This is a genomic window from Sinorhizobium sp. (assembly GCF_059070375.1).
Genome location: NZ_JCACWC010000003.1, coordinates 2329175 through 2347969 on the forward strand (window position 1 = coordinate 2329175; position 18795 = coordinate 2347969).

An 18795-nucleotide genomic window follows, 5' to 3' on the forward strand; every position below is an offset into this window, starting at 1 on the left:
ATCCACTACCGGCCGAAGCCGTCAAATCAGCATGCTCACGCCCTCGAGCGCCGCCACATGGCCGACGAAGGCATCTCCGCGCACCTCGAAATTCTTGTACTGGTCGAAGCTTGCGCAAGCCGGGGAAAGCATCACGGCCGCAGGGCCTTGCATGTCCCGCGCCGCATCCGCTGCCGCGTGCGCAACCGCCTTCTCCAGCGTCCCCGAGATTTCGTAGGGCACTGCTTCGCCGAGGGTCGCCGCGAAGGAGGGTGCCGCTTCTCCGATCAGATAGGCCTTTACGATCTTCGGGAAGAACGGCGCCAGTGACGTGATGCCGCCCTCCTTCGGCAGACCGCCGGCGATCCAGTAGATTCGATCGTAACTCGAAAGCGCCGGGGCTGCAGCCTCTGCATTGGTCGCCTTGCTGTCGTTGACGAAGACGATCTCGCCCTTTTTCGCAACCGGCTGCATCCGATGCTTGAGGCCAGGAAAGCTCCTGAGGCCGTTCACGATTTCCTTCCCGGAGATGCCGACCGCCAGGCAGGCGGCGATCGCAGCCGCGGCATTCTGGGCATTGTGCCCTCCACGCAGCGTCTGGATGCCGGCAAGATCGGTAACGAGCGACGATGCCCCGTCCTGCGCCCGCATCAGCGCCGAGCCTTCGGCATATACGCCCTCGGCAAGCGGATGGCGGCGCGAGATACGCACGACCTTTGTTCCTGCCCGCTCCACCCGATCCGCGATCAGGCTCGAGAGGCTGTCGTCGACGCCGACGACCGCCGTTCCGCTCCCCGCCACCAGACGCTCCTTGATCTCCGCATAGTGCTGCATCGTGCCGTGGCGATCCAGGTGATCCGGCGTCAGGTTGAGCAGTATCCCGGCGGTCGGGTCGAGCGTGGGCGCAAGGTCGATCTGGTAGGATGAGCATTCGACGACATAGAAGCGCCCTGCTTTCGGCGGATCCAGCGTGAGCACTGCGGTGCCGATATTGCCGCCGAGCTGCGTGTCCCGCCCGCTCGTCCTGAGAATATGGGCGATCAGCGCCGTCGTCGTGGATTTACCGTTGGTGCCGGTGATGGCGATGAAGGGGCAATCGGGCGCGTGTTTGCGTCGCTCACGCACGAAGAGCTCCACGTCGCCGATGATCTCGACGCCGGCCTGATGCGCGAGATCGACGCTCCAGTGCGGCTTCGGATGCGTCAGCGGCACGCCGGGCGAAAGCACCAGGGCGGCAAAGGCATGCCACTCGACGCCGCGCAAGTCAGCCGTGGTTATCCCGGCCGCGGCAGCCTTGGCGACGCTGTCAGGATTGTCGTCCCACGCCACGACATCCGCACCGCCCGAAACGAGTGCCTGAGCCGTCGCGAGCCCCGAGCCGCCAAGCCCGAAGAGTGCGACCTTCCTGCCCTTGAATGAGGTGACCGGGATCATCGTGGCTCACCGCAGCTTCAGCGTGGAGAGGCCGACCATTGCGAGGATCACTGCGATGATCCAGAAGCGGATCACCACCTGGCTTTCCGTCCAGCCTTTCTTCTCGAAGTGATGGTGGATCGGCGCCATCAGGAATACGCGATGCCCGGTGCGCTTGAACCAGAAGACCTGGATGATGACAGACAGCGTCTCGATGACGAAGAGCCCGCCGATGATGACCATGACGATCTCGTGCTTGGTCGCGACGGCTACGGTGCCGATCAGGCCGCCGAGCGCAAGCGAACCCGTATCGCCCATGAAAATCGCAGCAGGCGGTGCGTTGAACCACAGGAAGCCGAGACCCGCGCCGATCACGGCGCCGAGGATCACCGCGAGTTCGCCGGTGCCGGGCACGAAATGGATCTGCAGGTAATTGGCGAAGACGGCGTTACCGGCAAGATAGGCGATCAGCCCGAATGCGGCGGACGCGATCATGACGGGAACGATCGCGAGCCCGTCGAGACCGTCGGTCAGGTTCACGGAATTTCCCGCGCCGACGATGACGAACCCGCCGAACAGCACGAAGAAATATCCGAGATTGAGCATCAGGTCCTTGAAGAAGGGAAAGGTCACCGACGAGCCGAAGGTGGAACCCGCCGCCCCCGCGGAAAGCGCCGCCTGCATCATGAAGAAGACGGCAACGGCGGCGATCACGAACTCGATGCCGAGCCGTGCCTTGCCGGAGAAGCCCTTTTCCGACTGCTTCGTCACCTTCAGATAGTCGTCGTAGAAGCCTATCGCGCCGAAGCCGAGCGTCACCAGAAGCGTCGATACGACGTAGATGCTGGATAGATCGGCCCAGAGCAGCGACGACACCACGATGCCGGTCAGGATCATCAACCCGCCCATGGTCGGGGTCCCTGCCTTCTTGAAGTGCGTCTGGGGGCCGTCCGCCCGGATCGGCTGGCCCTTGCCCTGGCGGATGCGCAACGATGCGATCATGGCGGGGCCGAACAGGAAGACGATCAAGGCAGAGGTGAAGAGAGCCGCCCCCGTACGGAAGGTGATGTAGCGAAAGAGATTGAAGAATTGAAAGTGGTCCGCCAGTTCCACAAGCCAGATCAGCATAAGGGACCTTTCCCCCGGAAGTTTATAATCGGACATCGTCCAACAGAATCATCTGCCAGAAGATACCCGCTTGCGTTCGACTATGTTAGGCCATTTCCCCTGGCCGAAGGCCGTATCCACCAGCACTGCGGCGCCGCGCACCCTTTCGGGCGTACAAGAGCCGCCGCAACGCTTTCGGTAGCCGCATGTTCTTCCGCAGACCGGTTCCGGGTTCGAGGAAACATGCAGCGATGGCAACGTCCCTATACTTCCCCTGCTCCGGCCGTCTCCTGCGGATAGGCATCGAGAAGCGCCTGGACGATCTTTGCGCAACCGGTGCCCTTCGAAGACTTGACCATCACGACGTCGCCGGCCGCGACAGCTCCGAGCGCGTAGCCCGTGAGATCATCCACCCGGTCCCGATGGACGACGGATACCTCCGGCGGCAGGGCGTCGCGCAGATGGGCCATCTCTGGTCCGGCCAGCCAGACATCGGCAATACCCGCCTCGACAATGGGTCTCGCAAGCGCCGCATGAACCGCCGCCGAATGCTCGCCCATTTCCAGCATGTCGCCGAGAACGGCAATGCGTCGCCCGCCGGGTGACGGCTCTGCATCGCGCAGAAGCGAGATCGCCGCCCGCATCGAGGCGGGATTGGCGTTGTAGCTTTCGTCGATCACGGTGAGGTGCCCGGTGCCGATCCTGAGGTGATGCCGCAGCCCCCGGCCCTTTTCCGGCTGCATCGTCGCAAACGACGCGGCGACGCGATCGGTATCCGCGCCTGCCAGCGTCGCCGCGGCGATCGCCGCCAAGGCGTTCTCGGCAATATGGCGCCCGGGTGCCCCGATCGCTACCTCAAGCGTTCTGCCTCCGACGGCGGCCCAGAGCACCGAGCTTTCCGCTCCCCCGGCAAACTCGGCCAGACGGAACTCCGATCTCGGATTTGCGCCGAAGGAATGGACATGGCTGACACCCGCCGCCGCAGCCGCCCTTTCGAGGAGCTCGTATTGCGCGCTGTCGCGATTGATGACCGCATGGCCGCCATTGACCACGCCTTCGAAGATCTCGGCCTTGGCGGCCGCAATCTCGTCCAGGCTCGTGAAATTGCCCAGATGGGCGGCGGCAATGCTGGTCACGACCGCGACATGCGGGCGGACCATCCGTGTCAGCGGCAGAATTTCGCCCGCATGGTTCATTCCGATCTCGAAGACCCCGAAATCGGTCGTCTCCGGCATGCGCGCAAGCGTCAGCGGCACGCCCCAGTGATTGTTGAAGGACGCCACGGAGGCGTGGACCCGACCGAGGGGCGACAGCACGTGCCTCAGCATCTCCTTCGTGGTGGTCTTGCCCACCGATCCCGTGACGGCGATGATTTTCGCCGCGCTGCGGTCGCGGGCGGCGCAACCGAGCCGGATCATCGCCTCCAGCACGTCGTCGACGACGATCATCGGGGCGGTCAGGCGCCCCAGCGCCGGGAGTTTCGCTTCGCTGACGACCAGGAGCGCGGCTCCGTTTGCAAGCGCGATCCCGGCATAGTCGTGGCCGTCGACGCGATCGCCTCTGATCGCGAAAAAGGCCTCGCCATCGCCGATCGTGCGGCTGTCGATCGAAATGCCGGTGATCCCTTCGGGCAGGTTCCCGACCGGGCGGCCGTTCATGGCGGCCAGAAGATCGCTGCTTGTCCAGAGCCAGTTCAAATCAAAGACCTCCCAGTGCCTTGCGGACCTCCGCGTGGTCGGAAAAAGGCAGCGTCACGGAACCGACCGTCTGCCCCTCTTCATGCCCTTTTCCGGCAACGATCAGCGTATCGCCGGTCTTCAGCATTCCGACGGCTGCACGGATCGCCTCGGCGCGATCGCCGATTTCCGTAGCCCCCTTGGCCGCAGCCATGATCTCGGCACGGATCACTTCCGGTACTTCCGAGCGCGGATTGTCGTCGGTAACGATCACGACATCGGCGAGGCGGCTGGCAATCTCTCCCATGATCGGGCGCTTGCCCTTGTCCCGGTCGCCGCCGCATCCGAAAACCACCACGACCCGGCCGGTGGTAAAGGGACGCACGGACTCCAGCACGTTTGCGAGTGCGTCCGGCTTGTGGGCGTAGTCCACATAGGCGAGTGCGCCGTCCTTCGTCTGTCCGACGAGCTCCAGCCGCCCCGAAGCGCCCTGCAGCCTCTCCAGCGCCGAGAATGCCGCCTTTGCAGTGATCCCCGTGGACATTGCGAGCCCCGCGGCAACGAGCGCGTTGGCGATCTGGAAATCACCGGCGAGCGGCACGTGAATTTCGTAGATGTCGTCGCCGACATGCACCTCCGCCGACTGCTTGTGGCGGAAATGCTCGACACGCTTCAGCGCGATGAAATCACCGTTGCGCCCGACGGTGCGCACATCGTGGCCGGCCTTGCGAGCGGCAGCGATCGCCTCGGCGGACCATTGGTCGTCCGCGAAGATCACCGCCGGCGAACCTTTCGGCAGGAGCGCCCCGAAGAGGCGCATCTTGGAGGCCATGTAGTGTTCGACCGTCGGATGGTAATCCATGTGATCGCGGCCGAGATTGGTAAAGGCGGCGGCCGCGAGGTTGACCCCGTCCAGCCGGCACTGGTCCAGGCCGTGGCTCGAAGCCTCCATTGCCGCATGGGTCACGCCCTCATCGGCAAGTTCGGCAAGCAGCTTATGCAGGGATACCGGGTCGGGGGTCGTCAGCGAGCCGTATTCGGTGCGGCCGGGCGCCACCACTCCCGTGGTGCCGATCATCGCCGCCGAGAAGCCGCTATGCGCCCAGATCTGCCGGGTGAAGGAGGCAACGGACGTCTTTCCCGCCGTGCCCGTGACCGCCACCATCGTCTCCGGCTGGCGCTCGTAGAAGCTGGATGCCGCCTTTGCCAGGAACCTTCGCGGTTCGGAGATCGCAAAGACGGGCGCACCCGCTTCCGCCTGGGCGCCTTTTCCGGCGACGACCGCCGAGGCTCCGCGAGACAGCGCATCCGCTATGTAAGCAGCCCCGTCCGCCTTCGATCCGGCAACGGCGACGAAGAGGTCGCCGGACTTGACCTGCCGGCTATCGGCCGTGATGCCGCCGATCTCGATGGTTGCGGCGTCGCCCTTCAGCTGCGCCGAAAGTTCCGGGAAATTCGATCCCGCCAGATCCGTGATCTTCATGAACTGCACGTCTCACATCGATATGAACCAACAGCGCCGTGCGTCTTTTCAGACGCGCAAAGGTCGCCGTAACACTTTGAATGCAGCATGGTATGGTCCTTGAATCGACTCCGGTTCACGGAGCCATGCAGCGGAATTGCGAATCCTCCGCCTTTCATTTCACGGTCAATAAGACACAAGCAAGGCAGAACCGTCTTGTCCGAATTTCGGCTCCACGCCGAGCAGCGGAGCGGAGCGGCTGATGATGTCGCGCACCATCGGGGCGGCATTCGAACCGGCCGTGCGGCCCCCGCCTTCGCCGGTCTTGGGCGCGTCGATGAAGGTCAGCACCATGTATTTGGGATCGTCGATCGGAAACGCCGCAAGGAAGGCATTGAAGTTCAGGTCGCTGGCATAGCGGCCGTTGACGACCTTGTCGGCCGTGCCGGTCTTGCCGCCGACATTGAAACCCGGAACGAGCGCCCGCTTGCCCGAACCCGCGATGCCGTTCCAGCGAAGCAGATAGCGCATGTCTTCACTGGTGCTCTTCTTGACCACTGCGCTTGCGAGTTCGCTCGCTTTTTCCTCGCTGCGCGGCAGGAAGGTCGGCGGGATGAGTTTGCCGCCATTGACCAGCGCGGCACCTGCGACCGCCGTCTGCAGCGGCGTCGTCGAAACGCCGTGGCCGAAGGAGATCGTGATCGAGTTGATCTTCTTCCACTCGCGCGGCTGGCTTGGCGCCTTTACTTCCGGCAGTTCGGTCGGAAGCCTCGTCAGCAGGCCTATCCGTGTGAGGAACTCCTTGTGGCCCGGAATGCCGATCAGGTCGGCGATCTTGGCGGTGCCGATATTCGAGGAATACTGGAAGATTTCCGGCACCGTCAGTACGCGGCGCTTGCCGTGGAAGTCCTTGATCGTGAATCCGCCGATGCGGATCGGCGCGGTCGCATCGAAACTGTCGTTGAGCGTCACCTTGCCGGAATCGAGACCCATGGCGATGGTGAAGGTCTTGAAGGTGGAGCCCATCTCGAACGTGCCGTTCGACATGCGGTTCATCCAGCCCTCTTCGGCGCCTTCCGCAGGCCTGTTCGGGTCGTAATCCGGCACGGAGGCCATGGCCAGCACTTCGCCGGTATGGACGTCGAGGACGACGGCACCGGCGGCAATCGCCTGGTAGTTCTTCATGCCTGCGTCGATGACGTCGCGCACGATATTCTGCACGCGCACGTCGATCGAAAGCCTGACAGGTTCGAGCTTGGCATCGCTGGTCATTCCGATCGCCGCAAGATCGGCGAGACCCTGCTCGTCTATGTAACGCTCCATACCGGCGACGCCGCGGTTGTCGATGTTGACGTGACCGAGGATGTGGGCGGCAGTCGGCCCTCCCGGATAGAAGCGCCGTTTCTCCGGGCGGAAGCCGATGCCGGGAATGCCGAGCGCGAGGATTTCGCTCTGCTGCTTCGGCGTCAGTTGCCGGCGCAACCATTGAAAGCGCGAATTCGACTTGAGCTTGTTGTAGATTTCGCGCGCGTTGAGATCGGGAAGCACCGTCGCCAATCGCTCCACCGCCTCGTCGGCATCGACGATCTTGTGCGGCTCCGCATAGAGCGAGACGGTACGGATATCGGTTGCGAGAACCTCGCCGTTGCGGTCGAGAATGTCCGGCCGCGAGGCCATGAGACTATCGGCGCGGCCGATCGAGGAGACCGTTTCCGGTTGCGCGAGACCATATTGGACGAGGCGTCCTCCGATCGCCGCGTAAACGAGGCCGAAACTGGCGATGATGATCGCGACCCGGCTTTTCGCCCGGCTTGCGCTCTTCTTGCGCGTTCCTTCGAAAGTGACGTTGAGCCCGCTGTCGGCGGGGCGGTTATTGCCGCCCGCCGAAAAATGCGCCTTGCTCTTCAGCACCATGATACGAGAGAGAAACGACATCAGCGCGCCACCGAACCTGTTGCAATATTATCGGCCTCGATGACAGCGGCGATATTGTCGGCCGCCTGGTCCTTGGCCTTCTTATCCTCTTCCGAAGGAGGCAGATCAGCCCTCAGCATCGGCAGCTCCTCCGGCCGCGCCAGCTGCGTCGAGGGGGTCGGCGCGAGTTGCAGATCGGCTGCAAAGACGGTCACCAGCCTCTCCAGCCGGTTCGGCTGGGTCAGAAGCGCCCAGTCGGCCTTGAGCAGATCGATCGTGTCCTCTTCGAGCTTTATCGCTGCGTCGAGCCTGCGCACCTCTTCGAGCTTGTTCTCGGCCTTATGCTTGATCGTGTAGGTGACCGTCGCGGCCGCCGTCATGATGACGATCAGGACAATATCGAGCGTTCTGAGCATCGTCTTCTAGCCCCCCAGCCTTGCAAGGCTCGCCAGTTCCGGCAGATTGAAAATCGAAAGATCGGCGCCCGGCGACGGAGCCTCGGTGCGGACACCCGCTCTCAGCTTCGCGGACCGGGCACGAGGATTGCGGGACGCCTCCTCCTCGCTTGCCGCAACCATAGGCTTGCCGACTGGCGTGAAGGTTGCGGCGCGCGCCGTCACCAGCGGCAGATGGCGGGAGCCGCCCGCCTTGCCGGACCGATCCTGGAAGAACGTTTTTACAATTCGATCCTCGAGCGAATGAAAGGTAACGACGACGAGCCGGCCGCCAGGTTTCAGAGCCCGTTCGGCCGCAAACAGGGCATGGGCGAGCTCGCCCAGCTCGTCATTGACGAAGATGCGCAGCGCCTGGAAAACGCGCGTTGCGGGGTGAATTTTGTCCTTGGCTTTGCGCGGCGTAACCGTCTCGATGAGATTTGCGAGGTCGCGGGTGGTCTCGAACGGCGTCTCGGCGCGGCGCTTTTCGATGGCGCGCGCAATCCGCCCCGCCTGCTTTTCCTCTCCGAGGAAGCCGAAGATGCGGATGAGGTCCGACACCTTCGCGCGATTGACGACATCGGCGGCGGAGACGCCGGCGGCCGACATGCGCATGTCGAGCGGCCCCTTCTTCTGAAAGGAGAAGCCGCGCTCCGCCTCGTCGATCTGCATGGAAGAGACGCCGATATCGAGCACGACGCCGTCGAGCCCCTGTGCCGGCGCATGCTCGGCCAGATCGGAAAAACGGGAATGAACGAGCTTCAGCCGCCCGCCGCTCGCGTGCATCATGGATTGCCCCGCGGCGATCGCCGTCGGATCGCGGTCGAGCGCGATGACGTCGGCACCGGCATCGAGAATGGCGGATGCGTAGCCCCCGGCGCCGAAAGTGCCGTCGAGAACGATCTTGCCGGGAGCGGGATCCAGAGCCGCGAGAACTTCCTTCAGGAGGACGGGAATGTGACGAACCGGTCCGCCGTCGGCATCAGAAGTTCCGCCGCCTTGATCCGTCACCATCCCGCCTCTCCATTCTATTGTGAACGCAGCCCCCGTTGCTTGCGCCCTTCTCTGGCCTCCGCCTGCGCCCTCGCAAACGCCTGCGGATCCCAGAGCTGAAAATGATCGCCCCGCCCGACGAAGGTCACGTCGTTCGAGATGCCGGTGAAGTCGCGGATGAAATCCGTCACCATCAGCCGGCCCTCCGGGTCGAGCTTCACATAGACCCCGCCCCCATGAACAAGGAGCGACATCTCGTTGGCCGCATCCGAAAACGGATCCTCGGCGGCCATCTGCTTCTCGAACCGGTCCAGAAGCTCCGGCCCGCCGACGCTGATCGCCGGAAAGACGAAGTCCTGAAAACAGTATAACTCCCGCACGCCTGCCTCCAAAAGCACGGCGCGGAAGGCCGACGGGACAGAGACCCGCCCCTTGGCATCGATCCGGTTCGTAACATGTGACAAGAAGCGGTTCATGACGCGAAACGGCCGCCTCCGATTGACGGACCACGATCATCGGCCCGCACATACACTCGCACCACCGCGCATGGATCCCCCGCCGGGCACGAGCGTGCCCGCCTGATCTTCCCACCGACGGAAGCCTCGAATTTCGCGATGGAGGGCCATTGCATGGCCCTTGCGCAGTACCATTATGGGATAACATGGGACCATATGGGCGTCAATGGGAGAAGCTCGTAACCAGCCTTGCGGATGATCAAATATTGATAGGTTGTTAAGTTTAACAAAGGGTTACGATCCAAACCCTAATGCCTTGGAATCGCGCGCAAAAGCGAGCCGCGTCCGTGAGGTGCGGCGAGCCTCGCAGGCGTGATTCGCTGAGTCAGGGAATTGAGGAGACGTGCTTTGCCGCAGTGGCGAAAGCTGCAAAGAAAAAAGCCAGTTGGCCTGTAAGCCGGGTTCTGTATGGCTCCGCCTCCGGAGAGACGAAACGTGGCAGCCATTCATCTGGGGCTGCGCTTGCGCGCAGCCTCGTGCAACCCACCCGGACGACGCGCCTGGAAACCGGCTGGGCGCTTGCGCGCCCGTGTCGTCCCTATTCGGTCTTGCTCCCGGTGGGGTTTGCCGTGCCGTCCATGTCGCCATGTCCGCGGTGGGCTCTTACCCCACCCTTTCACCCTTACTCCGCAAGCGGAGCGGTCTGCTTTCTGTGGCACTTTCCCTGGGGTCGCCCCCGCCGGACGTTATCCGGCACCGTGTTTCCGTGGAGCCCGGACTTTCCTCGCCCCGCGGCCTTTCGGCACTTGCGAGGCGCGGCTGCCCGGCCAACTGGCAGAGGCTCATTAAACGACCGGGACGGCAAGCGCCAGAGAAATCGGCACGGCCGCGCGGTCCGGCGGTTACTTAGCGATACGCGACCGCGAAGTCCGTTTCGTACCCGTCCGCCTCGAGCCGGCCTTCCGTCATCAGCAACGCGCCAAGCCTGCCGATCTCGTCGGAGCTCTTGGCAGCCTGGCCATTGCCGCCTGTGAGCACGGCAATGCGGTCGCTCACGAAACCGATATAAGGATAGCCGTGTCGCGTGAACGCCGTGACGCAGGGCGAATAATGCGTCGAAACGGGTCTCAAGGCGGGGATCGTCTCGGCGAGCAGTCCGCGCATGTGTTCGGCCGCTTCCGCGTTTGCACCGCTTCGGAACCAGTCCCTGATCGCCCGCTCGCTCGCAAGGATCCGATCGGTCGGATCGCCGCCGATCTTTACGTAGTGTTTGCCATCGGCATAGGCAACCGGCGGCAACAGGTAATAGCTTCTCTCCTGCTCCGGCGCGACGCCGATCAGCGACGGCATGCCTTCATAGAAGGAAAGATCATCCGCGCCCACCTCCGCAAAAAGCACGGTGCGCGCCTTTACCGCAAGGTCGAGCGGCCGCGGAAGAAGCGCCTGCGAAAGCGAGAAGCCGCCCGCAGCGACCAGGACGCGGCCGGCCCGTACCAGGTGGCCGTCGATCGTGCCGACCACCACGTGATCCGGGCCGTCTTCGACCGAGATCACCTCCGAGCGGATCACCCGTGCACCCGATTTCTCGGCCGCGATCGTTTGCGCCCGGACGAGCGAGCGAGGATTTATGTAGCCTGCGCCGCTTGCCTCGTGAACGCCGGCATAGCCTTGCGGGAAGCGGAACCAGGGAAACCGCCCGGCAAGGTCGTCGCCAAGGATCAGCGGTGCCTCGACGCCGAGCCTGTCGCGGGCACGCTCGACATTCTCGAGATAATCGAACGCGCCGCCGGGAGCTGGGGCCGCGATCAGGCAGCCGACGGGAAAATAGAATTCGACGCCGCTTTCCTGTGCAATTTCCGGATACCGATCGATCGAGCGCCGGGCCAGACGCGCCCAGACCGGGTCGTCGTCGATCGTACGGGTGATGCGGGCATTGTCGTAATGACTGGCGAAAACGCCGCCGTGGTTCGCCCAGTCCTCCGGCTCATCGGGGCCGATAAGCGCGACACCGGCGCCCGCCCTCGCAAGGTGACGCGCCGCTGCGGCGCCCATCATCCCCTTGCCAATGATGACGAAATCAACGCTCTCCGACATGCCCTTCCCCGATGTTCGCTTCGCGACCGAGATAGCACGCCGTTCAGGCTTTCGCACCGAATTCCTTCGGACAATCAACAATATGCCGGAACGCAATACCCACCCGGCGTATGTCTTACAGCGTCACATGCGATAGATCACAACCAGTCCAGGATGTTCTTGACTTTACCGCAATAGCGCTTCGAAACGGGGTTCATTCGCTTCGCGGCGTGGCCGGCATTGTATTTGAGGATGGTGCCGCAGGTCGTCCCGTCCGAAAGCTCCTGCGCCTTCGCCAGGTACTTCATCCCGAATTTGATATTGGTCTCAGGCTCGTAGAGGTCTTTGATCGAGCCGGTATAGCCCATCATCCGGGCCGTGGCCGGCTTGATCTGCATCAGGCCGACTTCGCCGGCGCTTCCGCGAGCCTTGGCATTGAAGTTGCTCTCGACCTCGACGATCGCGTGAGCGAGGTCGGCGGGAATGCCGTATTGCTTGGCATAGGACTGGATGAGGATCGTATATTGGGATCCGCGCGGCAAAGTCAGGTCGGGTTTCGGATAACCCGTCGTTCTGCTTACCGACGGAATTGCAGAAGTCTTGACGGTTTTGTCGATGCCCCCTGCATACGACGTACCAATCCCGGCGAAGAACATGCCAAGGCATGCCGCCACCGCAGCAACAGACGCTATTCTCATTTAGTTTGAAGTCTCCGGTCTGGGGAACCGATCGCGCGGCGCACCCCACCGCGACGATCGAATTTCCCGATCGTTTTCATTGACAAGAGTGCCGCGCCCGGCGCCACATCCCCTGCAGTTGATGCAACGGAAATGACCGGCGCATCATGGTAAACATGTGGCAGCACGAGAAAATCGTGCACGAAAATCAATCAGACGCTAATTTAGGGCGGACAAAAATCGCTTTTCAGGCGGCCAAAATCGGCAATGTCGAAAGCAGGCGGTGCAGCGTATCGATAGTGGAAACGTCGGCGATGCCGTCCACTCGCGATTGTCGGAAATGGCGCTGGAACGCAGCGACCACCCCTTCGGTCTTCGCGCAGAAATCCCCTGTGATTTCAACTCCGTAACCATAGAGCAAAAGCATGGACTGGAGTGCTTCCACGGGCTGGCCCCGGTCGCCGCGCTGGAAGAAGCGACCGCCCCTCACGGAGGCCGGTTCAACCCAGTGTCCGACCCCGCGACGAAACAGCACATCCCAAGGAAAATTTTCTCCAGGATCAACCTTGCGAATCGGCGCGATATCGCTATGCGCAAGCACCCTCTCCGGGGTGATTTGCCAGCGTTCGCCACAGTCCAGACACAATTCGGCGACTGCCTCGATCTGCGCTTCAGGGAAGTCCGGGAGGCCGCCCGGGTGACCGGCATTGGCAATCTCGATCCCGATGGAGCACGAATTAATATCCGTTTCGCCCTTCCAGACGCCCTTGCCCGCGTGCCAGGCCCTGCGTTCTTCCGGCACCAGCTGGGCGATTCGCCCCTCCTCGTCTACGAAATAATGACAGGAGACCTGGCTTTCCTCGCGACAGAGCCAGTCGAGCGCGGACGCCGCCGTCTCCATGCCGGTGTAATGAAGGATGATCATATCCGGCCTGCGCCCGCCGGCGCGCTCGCCATGGTTGGGCGAGGGCACGAGATGAGCGCCGGGGAAGTCGCAGGTCTCGGATGTCATGCGGCGCGGCGCTCTCTTTCGATCGCCTCGTAGGCCGCGTTGAGCACGGCCATGCGATCGTTGGCGATCGCGTGGAACTCTTCCGGCACGCCGCGCGCCACGAGCATGTCCGGGTGGTTCTCGGAAACGAGAACGCGATAGCGCTTGCGAATCGCGGAAAAGTCATCCTTCGGCGAAACGCCGAGAACCTGGTAGGGATCGCGGTCGTCGCCATGAACGTGGCGCGCCATGATGCACCCGAAATGCTCGTCGTCCATCCTGAATATTTCAGCCACACGCCTCAGGAACGTAAGCTCCTTCTCGTGCACCGCCCCGTCTGATTTCGCGATATGGAACAGGCCGTCGACGATGTCTTCGAGAATCGGGCAATTCCTCTCGCAAGAGGAGCAGAGCGAAGCCATTTTCTCCGCATAGGCCTCGTAGCCGGCAACGTCCTGGCGGGCGAGATTGTAAAGCCTGGCGACGTTCCTCGCCTGGTCCGCGGGAAACTTGAAGATGTCGCGAAAGGCGCTTACCTCGGCCTCGTTCACGATGCCGTCGGCCTTCGCCATTTTCGCCGAAAGCGCGATCATGGCGACCGAAAAGGCGACCTTTCGCCGGGTTTCCGGATCTCCTTCGAAGAGCGTCCGGACCGCCTCGACCACTCCCGTAAGGGCGTTACCAGTGGTCGTGACGATTTTGAGGAGGCTGTCCCAAAATGACATGAGTGCGATTGTTCCCTGTCCACCACGCGAGCATGATCTGATGCGGTGGCGATTTGCAAGCGGCAGAGCCGCGTCAACCATCATGGATGACGAATTTGTGATGGCCCCTCAATAATTCATATCGCCACAAATCTCAATCGAATTCCTGGACGGCGCCGTGCGACCTTCAGGCGCAACGCTGCAACCGCGCGGCCGGTTCCCCTTTCTCGTGATCCACAACCCTGTCATTTAATTTCCATCGGATTTGGGTTAGACCACCGCTATCTTTGATCTAAGGCAAGGATTTAGAATGCGGTTGATCTCACGAGCGATCGCTTGATGCCGAAATCCCCAGGAGGACCCCATGGCCAAGAAGAAAGTCGCAATGTTGACGGCAGGCGGGCTCGCGCCCTGCCTCTCATCCGCTGTCGGCGGCCTGATCGAACGCTACACGGACATCGCGCCGGACTATGAGCTCGTGGCCTACCGTTCCGGCTATCAGGGCCTGCTTCTCGCCGACCGGATCGAAATCACCCCGGCCATGCGCGAGAAGGCGCATGTGCTCCACCGCCACGGCGGATCGCCGATCGGCAACAGCCGCGTGAAGCTCACCAACACGGCCGACTGCGTGAAGCGCGGCCTCGTCAAGGAAGGGGAGAATCCGCTGCGCGTCGCGGCCGAGAGGCTCGCCTCCGACGGCATCAGCATCCTGCACACGATCGGCGGCGACGATACCAACACCACCGCGGCCGATCTCGCAGCCTATCTCGGGGCCAACGGCTACGATCTGACGGTCGTGGGCCTGCCGAAGACGGTCGACAACGACGTGGTGCCCATCCGCCAGACACTCGGCGCCTGGACGGCGGCCGAATACGGCGCACGCTTCTTCGACCATGTCAGCAACGAACAGAGCGCTGCGCCGCGCACCCTCGTCGTCCATGAAGTCATGGGCCGCCACTGCGGCTGGCTGACCGCGGCAACCGCGCGCGCCTATATCCAGCTGGCCGGCAACAAGGAATATGTCGACGGCTTCATGATGAACGCACAGCTGAAGAACATCGACGGCCTCTACCTTCCCGAGATGGCGTTCGATCTGGAAGCGGAAGCCGAGCGCCTGCGCGAAGTCATGGATCGCGCCGGGTTCGTCACGCTGTTCGTGAGCGAAGGCGCCTGCCTCGATGCCATTGTCGCCGAACGGGAGGCCGCCGGCGAGACGGTCAAGCGCGACGCGTTCGGCCACGTGAAGATCGATACGATCAACGTCGGCAACTGGTTCTCCAAGCAGTTCGCGGCGCTCCTCGGCGCCGAGCGGTCCATGGTGCAGAAGTCCGGCTACTATGCCCGCTCCGCCCCCGCCAACGTCGACGATCTGCGCCTCATCCAGAGCATGGTCGATCTGGCGGTCGAGAGCGCGCTCAACAAGGTCTCCGGCGTGACGGGTCACGACGAGGACCAGGGCGGGCGGCTGCGCACGATCGAGTTCCCGCGCATCAAGGGCGGAAAGCATTTCGACACGTCCGCGAAATGGTTCGGCGAGGTCATGGATGTCGTCGGTCAGAAATGGCAGGTGGCCGACTGATGAAGGACGAGGAACGGTTCGCTGTTTTCTGAAACGGCGAACCGCTTCTCACCGGAGGCTTTCGGCTCGAGAGGAGTTGACGGCTGCGCGCCGGCATGGCTCCCTCCTCTTCAGCAGCCATTCAACCGCGGAGCCCCCTCATGTCCTTCGAACACTGGTTCGCCTTCGCCGCCGCATCTGCGGTGCTGCTTGCGATTCCCGGCCCCACGATCCTTCTCGTCATATCCTATGCGCTCGGCCACGGCCGCAAGATCGCGGGGGCGACCGTGGCTGGTGTGGCTCTTGGCGATTTCACCGCAATGACGGCGTCGATGCTCGGCCTCGGTGCTCTGCTTGCAACCTCGGCGGCGATTTTCACCGTGCTGAAGTGGATCGGCGCCGCCTATCTCGTCTGGCTCGGCATCAAGCTCTGGAAGGCGCCGGTCGGCAACGACAGCGGGAGCACCCTTGAAACGAGTCCTGCAGAAAGACCGCTGCGGATATTCGTTCACACCTATGCGGTGACCGCACTCAACCCGAAGAGCATTCTCTTCTTCGTCGCCTTCCTGCCCCAGTTCCTCGATCTGTCGCGGCCGCTTTTCGCGCAGATGGCCATCTTCGAGACGACCTTCCTGATACTCGCCACGACCAACGCGGCGCTTTATGCCTGGCTTGCTGCCGCGGCCGGAAGCACCATCCGCAAGCCGAATGTCCGGCGCATCGTCAATCGCCTCGGTGGTTCGCTGCTCATCGGCGCCGGCCTGCTGACGGCGGGTCTGAAGCGCGCCACGACCTGACATGAGCAGTCTCTGAAATGCTCTCACGCGCTTGCCGCAACCGGCGGCATAGGTTAATGGAGATTCAAGCGCGGCGGGGTGGCAACCGCTGATTTGCAGGGGCTACGGGGCCCAGAAGCACGAAAGTGACAGCATGGCGAAATTCCGTATTCCCCTTTCGAAGCGGGCACTTGCCGCCGTGTCCCTTGTTTCCGTCGCTGTTGCTTCCGGATGTTCCACGGTGGAGCATACGTCGCTTGCGGAGTTAACGGCCGTGCAGACGGTCACGCCCCTGCCGAAGCCGGGAACGGAGACGACGGCTTACGCACTGCCTGCGCCGATCGGCGCAACGGCGAGCACCTCGGCCGCATTGACCGCACAGACCTCGTCGGCGGCGCCGGCAAGCGCCGCAGGAACTGATGTCGCTGGCGAACCGAAGACGGCGCCCGCGACAGACACGACCCTCGCTTTCGCGGCTCCCCGGTCGGTCGCCGTGCCGGCGGCCAAACCCGCGCAGCCCTTTGAAGTAGCGATGGCGACACCCACCTCGGCAGGCACCTCCCCGGCAGCCGCGCCGCCGGTCCCCGAGAAAGGCGCCGGACATCAGTCCGCCCCGCTTATCGGAGTTGCCGCCTCGTGGGAGTCGGATTTCGACACCGGCGAGCCGGTCGGTCTGGAAACGCTTGTCGCCAAGCGCATGATCGTTCCGACGGAGCGCCCGAAGACGGGCGTGTTCGGCACCGCAGTCGGCGCGGTCGCAAGCGTCATCCCCGATTCGCTGAAGTCCGGAAAAACACCGACCAGCTCGCGGCCGGAGCTTGACAGGCTGATCAAATATTATGCCGAGCTGAACGGTCTGCCTCTCGAGCTGGTGCACCGGGTGGTCAGGCGCGAGAGCAACTACAACCCCCGCGCCTACAGCAAAGGCAATTTCGGGTTGATGCAGATCCGCTATAACACGGCCAAGGGTCTCGGCTATGAGGGTCCGGCCGAAGGGCTCTTCGACGCGGAAACCAACCTCAAATACGCGACCAAGTATCTGCGCGGAGCGTGGATGGTTGCCGACAACCAGCACGACGGCGCGGTAAGGCTCTATGCCAGCGGCTATTACTACCATGCCAAGCGCAAGGGCATGCTCGACGAGCTGAATATGAGGTAAGCCGAGCGCCTGGCCTGTCTGCCGGACATCGCTCAATCGAGCGCGTCGATTATCCTCGCATTCAGCTTCTGCACGTCGTAGCCGAGGCGCGACGGTGTCAGCCCCAGGCGGACGACCGCGAGGCGAAGCGAGGGGACGATCATGATCGCCTGCCCGTCATGTCCAAGCATCCAGAACGTGTCGGGCGGGAAATTCGCCGTTCCGGCGCGGATACCGTTTTCCTTGAGCCAGACCTGGCCGGCCCCGTAGTCGCCGCCGGAAGCCGCAGTCGGCGTGCGCATGAAGGATACGTAACCTTCCGGCAGGAGCCGCCTCCCCTTCCAGCTTCCGTCCTGAAGCAGAAACTCCGCGAAGCGCGCCCAGTCCGGCGCCGACGCATACATGTAGGAAGAGCCGACGAAGGTTCCGCTTGCATCCGTCTCCATCACGGCGCTCGTCATCCCGAGCGGAGCGAAGAGCGCCTCGCGCGGATAGGAAAGCGCTTCGGCCGGATCGTCGAATGTCTCCATCCAGAGCCGGGACAGAAGATTGCTCGTGCCGCTCGAATAGGCGAATTTCGTGCCCGGAGCCGCCTCCAGAGGCTTCGAGGCGACGAAGCCGGCCATGTCGCTTTCCAGATAGAGCATGCGCGTCACGTCCGTGACGTCGCCGTAATCCTCGTTGAAATCGAGCCCGCTCTGCATCGCGAGAAGATCGGTCAGCTTGATGCGAGCTCGCTCGTCGCCGTTCCATTCGGTCACCAGATCGGTCTGGGCCAGATCCATCCGCCCTTCGGCAATGCGCCGGCCGATGATCGCCGCCGTCACGGACTTCGTCATGGACCAGCCGAGCAGGGGCGTGTTCCGGTCGAAGCCCGCCGCATAGGTTTCCGCGACCAGCCTGCCATCCCTGACGACCACGATTGCGCGCATGCCCGGACCTGCCAGTGCCGGATCTTCGACAAGCATTTGAATGGCCGCGTCGATGTCCGGCTTGTCCCCGTCCGGCCAGTCGACGCCAGGATCGTGGGCGAGAGGCGCCGTCGCCGACTCGGTCCCGCGCATCCCCGCGATGGCCTCGGCGCTGCCTCCGCTCACATTGGCGCAACCGCTGTCCGGACGGTAGACGGCGCGGCCGGGTGCGGCAAAGCCCAGGATACGCGCCGTCACGCTCTGCTCTTCCCGATCGACCGAAACGCGCACGAGCTTCAGCAGCGGGTGCCCGGGCGCCTGCACGTCCTGCGCCAGCACTTCCTGCGGATCGCGTCCGGCGAGGAACACGTTGGAGCAGACGATCTTGGCGGCATAGCCGTCTCCCACCTTGAGGAGTTCAGGCGGAAACAGCGCCAGCCAACCGACGAGGCCCACGAGCGCGGCCGCCCCCAGTCCGCCAAGCGCCTTCAGAAGACCCTTCATTCTCGCCCTCCCGCTCTTCGCATAAGTGCT

General features: G+C 63.2%; 16 protein-coding genes and 1 other RNA gene. 3 read left to right on the forward strand and 14 right to left on the reverse strand.

Annotation, left to right across the window (positions count from 1 at the left end; all coding sequences use genetic code 11):
• Positions 1 to 21 precede the first annotated feature (21 nt).
• From murD to AC5J09_RS23400, 13 genes are all read right to left on the reverse strand, one after another.
• Positions 22 to 1413 (reverse strand): UDP-N-acetylmuramoyl-L-alanine--D-glutamate ligase, encoded by a 1392-nt coding sequence (gene murD / locus AC5J09_RS23340; RefSeq protein WP_324762019.1) that lies wholly within the window; start codon positions 1411 to 1413, stop codon positions 22 to 24.
• Positions 1414 to 1419: 6 nt separating this feature from the next.
• Entirely contained in the window at positions 1420 to 2520 is a 1101-nt protein-coding gene (gene mraY / locus AC5J09_RS23345; RefSeq protein WP_018095458.1) for a phospho-N-acetylmuramoyl-pentapeptide-transferase, read from the reverse strand.
• Positions 2521 to 2762: 242 nt separating this feature from the next.
• The gene (locus AC5J09_RS23350; RefSeq protein ID WP_494298595.1) at positions 2763 to 4196 is read right to left on the reverse strand and encodes a UDP-N-acetylmuramoylalanyl-D-glutamyl-2,6-diaminopimelate--D-alanyl-D-alanine ligase; all 1434 of its coding nucleotides are present in this window, start codon (positions 4194 to 4196) and stop codon (positions 2763 to 2765) included.
• A gap of 1 nt (position 4197) precedes the next feature.
• A complete protein-coding gene (locus AC5J09_RS23355; protein ID WP_494298596.1) occupies positions 4198 to 5658 on the reverse strand; it encodes a UDP-N-acetylmuramoyl-L-alanyl-D-glutamate--2,6-diaminopimelate ligase in 1461 nt (486 codons plus the stop codon).
• 165 nt (positions 5659 to 5823) lie between these two features.
• Positions 5824 to 7572 (reverse strand): peptidoglycan D,D-transpeptidase FtsI family protein, encoded by a 1749-nt coding sequence (locus AC5J09_RS23360; RefSeq protein WP_018095461.1) that lies wholly within the window; start codon positions 7570 to 7572, stop codon positions 5824 to 5826.
• Positions 7572 to 7967: a cell division protein FtsL gene (gene ftsL / locus AC5J09_RS23365; RefSeq protein WP_100671700.1), complete on the reverse strand. Its 396-nt coding sequence runs from the start codon at positions 7965 to 7967 to the stop codon at positions 7572 to 7574. The genes AC5J09_RS23360 and ftsL overlap by 1 nt, the downstream gene beginning before the upstream one ends.
• 6 nt (positions 7968 to 7973) lie before the next feature.
• Complete coding sequence (rsmH, locus tag AC5J09_RS23370) at positions 7974 to 8999, reverse strand: 16S rRNA (cytosine(1402)-N(4))-methyltransferase RsmH (protein ID WP_100671701.1); 1026 nt, start codon at positions 8997 to 8999, stop codon at positions 7974 to 7976.
• 14 nt (positions 9000 to 9013) lie between these two features.
• Complete coding sequence (mraZ, locus tag AC5J09_RS23375) at positions 9014 to 9454, reverse strand: division/cell wall cluster transcriptional repressor MraZ (RefSeq protein ID WP_018095464.1); 441 nt, start codon at positions 9452 to 9454, stop codon at positions 9014 to 9016.
• Between the two features lie 416 nt (positions 9455 to 9870).
• Positions 9871 to 10268: RNase P RNA component class A (gene rnpB / locus AC5J09_RS23380), an RNA gene on the reverse strand.
• 71 nt (positions 10269 to 10339) lie between these two features.
• Positions 10340 to 11527: an NAD(P)/FAD-dependent oxidoreductase gene (locus AC5J09_RS23385; RefSeq protein ID WP_494298598.1), complete on the reverse strand. Its 1188-nt coding sequence runs from the start codon at positions 11525 to 11527 to the stop codon at positions 10340 to 10342.
• Between the two features lie 137 nt (positions 11528 to 11664).
• Positions 11665 to 12204 carry a lytic transglycosylase domain-containing protein gene (locus AC5J09_RS23390; protein WP_100671704.1) on the reverse strand — a complete coding sequence of 180 codons (540 nt, stop codon included), beginning with the start codon at positions 12202 to 12204 and terminating at the stop codon, positions 11665 to 11667.
• A 226-nt stretch (positions 12205 to 12430) separates the two neighbouring features.
• A complete protein-coding gene (locus tag AC5J09_RS23395) occupies positions 12431 to 13195 on the reverse strand; it encodes an N-acetylmuramoyl-L-alanine amidase (RefSeq protein ID WP_275597650.1) in 765 nt (254 codons plus the stop codon).
• Complete coding sequence (locus tag AC5J09_RS23400) at positions 13192 to 13899, reverse strand: J domain-containing protein (RefSeq protein ID WP_275597649.1); 708 nt, start codon at positions 13897 to 13899, stop codon at positions 13192 to 13194. Before AC5J09_RS23400 ends, AC5J09_RS23395 begins: the two co-directional genes overlap by 4 nt.
• A gap of 343 nt (positions 13900 to 14242) precedes the next feature.
• Here AC5J09_RS23400 and AC5J09_RS23405 point away from each other — a divergent pair, with 343 nt between their 5' ends.
• The 3 genes from AC5J09_RS23405 to AC5J09_RS23415 all read left to right on the forward strand — a co-directional run bounded on the left by AC5J09_RS23405 (position 14243) and on the right by AC5J09_RS23415 (position 17371).
• A complete protein-coding gene (locus tag AC5J09_RS23405; RefSeq protein ID WP_018095469.1) occupies positions 14243 to 15457 on the forward strand; it encodes a pyrophosphate--fructose-6-phosphate 1-phosphotransferase in 1215 nt (404 codons plus the stop codon).
• Between the two features lie 140 nt (positions 15458 to 15597).
• The gene (locus AC5J09_RS23410) at positions 15598 to 16233 is read left to right on the forward strand and encodes a LysE family translocator (protein WP_379938152.1); all 636 of its coding nucleotides are present in this window, start codon (positions 15598 to 15600) and stop codon (positions 16231 to 16233) included.
• A 133-nt stretch (positions 16234 to 16366) separates the two neighbouring features.
• The gene (locus AC5J09_RS23415) at positions 16367 to 17371 is read left to right on the forward strand and encodes a transglycosylase SLT domain-containing protein (protein WP_494298599.1); all 1005 of its coding nucleotides are present in this window, start codon (positions 16367 to 16369) and stop codon (positions 17369 to 17371) included.
• Positions 17372 to 17403: 32 nt separating this feature from the next.
• On the opposite strand, the gene AC5J09_RS23420 is transcribed toward AC5J09_RS23415, so the two are convergent.
• A complete protein-coding gene (locus AC5J09_RS23420; RefSeq protein ID WP_494298600.1) occupies positions 17404 to 18765 on the reverse strand; it encodes a serine hydrolase domain-containing protein in 1362 nt (453 codons plus the stop codon).
• Positions 18766 to 18795: the final 30 nt, after the last annotated feature.

Coding starts and splice junctions, on each gene's coding strand:
- murD (WP_324762019.1), bottom strand. CDS start 1,413: ATGATCCCGGTCACCTCATTCAAGGGCAGGAAGGTCGCACTCTTCGGG.
- mraY (WP_018095458.1), bottom strand. CDS start 2,520: ATGCTGATCTGGCTTGTGGAACTGGCGGACCACTTTCAATTCTTCAAT.
- AC5J09_RS23355 (WP_494298596.1), bottom strand. CDS start 5,658: ATGAAGATCACGGATCTGGCGGGATCGAATTTCCCGGAACTTTCGGCG.
- AC5J09_RS23360 (WP_018095461.1), bottom strand. CDS start 7,572: ATGTCGTTTCTCTCTCGTATCATGGTGCTGAAGAGCAAGGCGCATTTT.
- ftsL (WP_100671700.1), bottom strand. CDS start 7,967: ATGCTCAGAACGCTCGATATTGTCCTGATCGTCATCATGACGGCGGCC.
- rsmH (WP_100671701.1), bottom strand. CDS start 8,999: ATGGTGACGGATCAAGGCGGCGGAACTTCTGATGCCGACGGCGGACCG.
- mraZ (WP_018095464.1), bottom strand. CDS start 9,454: ATGAACCGCTTCTTGTCACATGTTACGAACCGGATCGATGCCAAGGGG.
- AC5J09_RS23385 (WP_494298598.1), bottom strand. CDS start 11,527: ATGTCGGAGAGCGTTGATTTCGTCATCATTGGCAAGGGGATGATGGGC.
- AC5J09_RS23390 (WP_100671704.1), bottom strand. CDS start 12,204: ATGAGAATAGCGTCTGTTGCTGCGGTGGCGGCATGCCTTGGCATGTTC.
- AC5J09_RS23395 (WP_275597650.1), bottom strand. CDS start 13,195: ATGACATCCGAGACCTGCGACTTCCCCGGCGCTCATCTCGTGCCCTCG.
- AC5J09_RS23400 (WP_275597649.1), bottom strand. CDS start 13,899: ATGTCATTTTGGGACAGCCTCCTCAAAATCGTCACGACCACTGGTAAC.
- AC5J09_RS23405 (WP_018095469.1), top strand. CDS start 14,243: ATGGCCAAGAAGAAAGTCGCAATGTTGACGGCAGGCGGGCTCGCGCCC.
- AC5J09_RS23410 (WP_379938152.1), top strand. CDS start 15,598: ATGTCCTTCGAACACTGGTTCGCCTTCGCCGCCGCATCTGCGGTGCTG.
- AC5J09_RS23415 (WP_494298599.1), top strand. CDS start 16,367: ATGGCGAAATTCCGTATTCCCCTTTCGAAGCGGGCACTTGCCGCCGTG.
- AC5J09_RS23420 (WP_494298600.1), bottom strand. CDS start 18,765: ATGAAGGGTCTTCTGAAGGCGCTTGGCGGACTGGGGGCGGCCGCGCTC.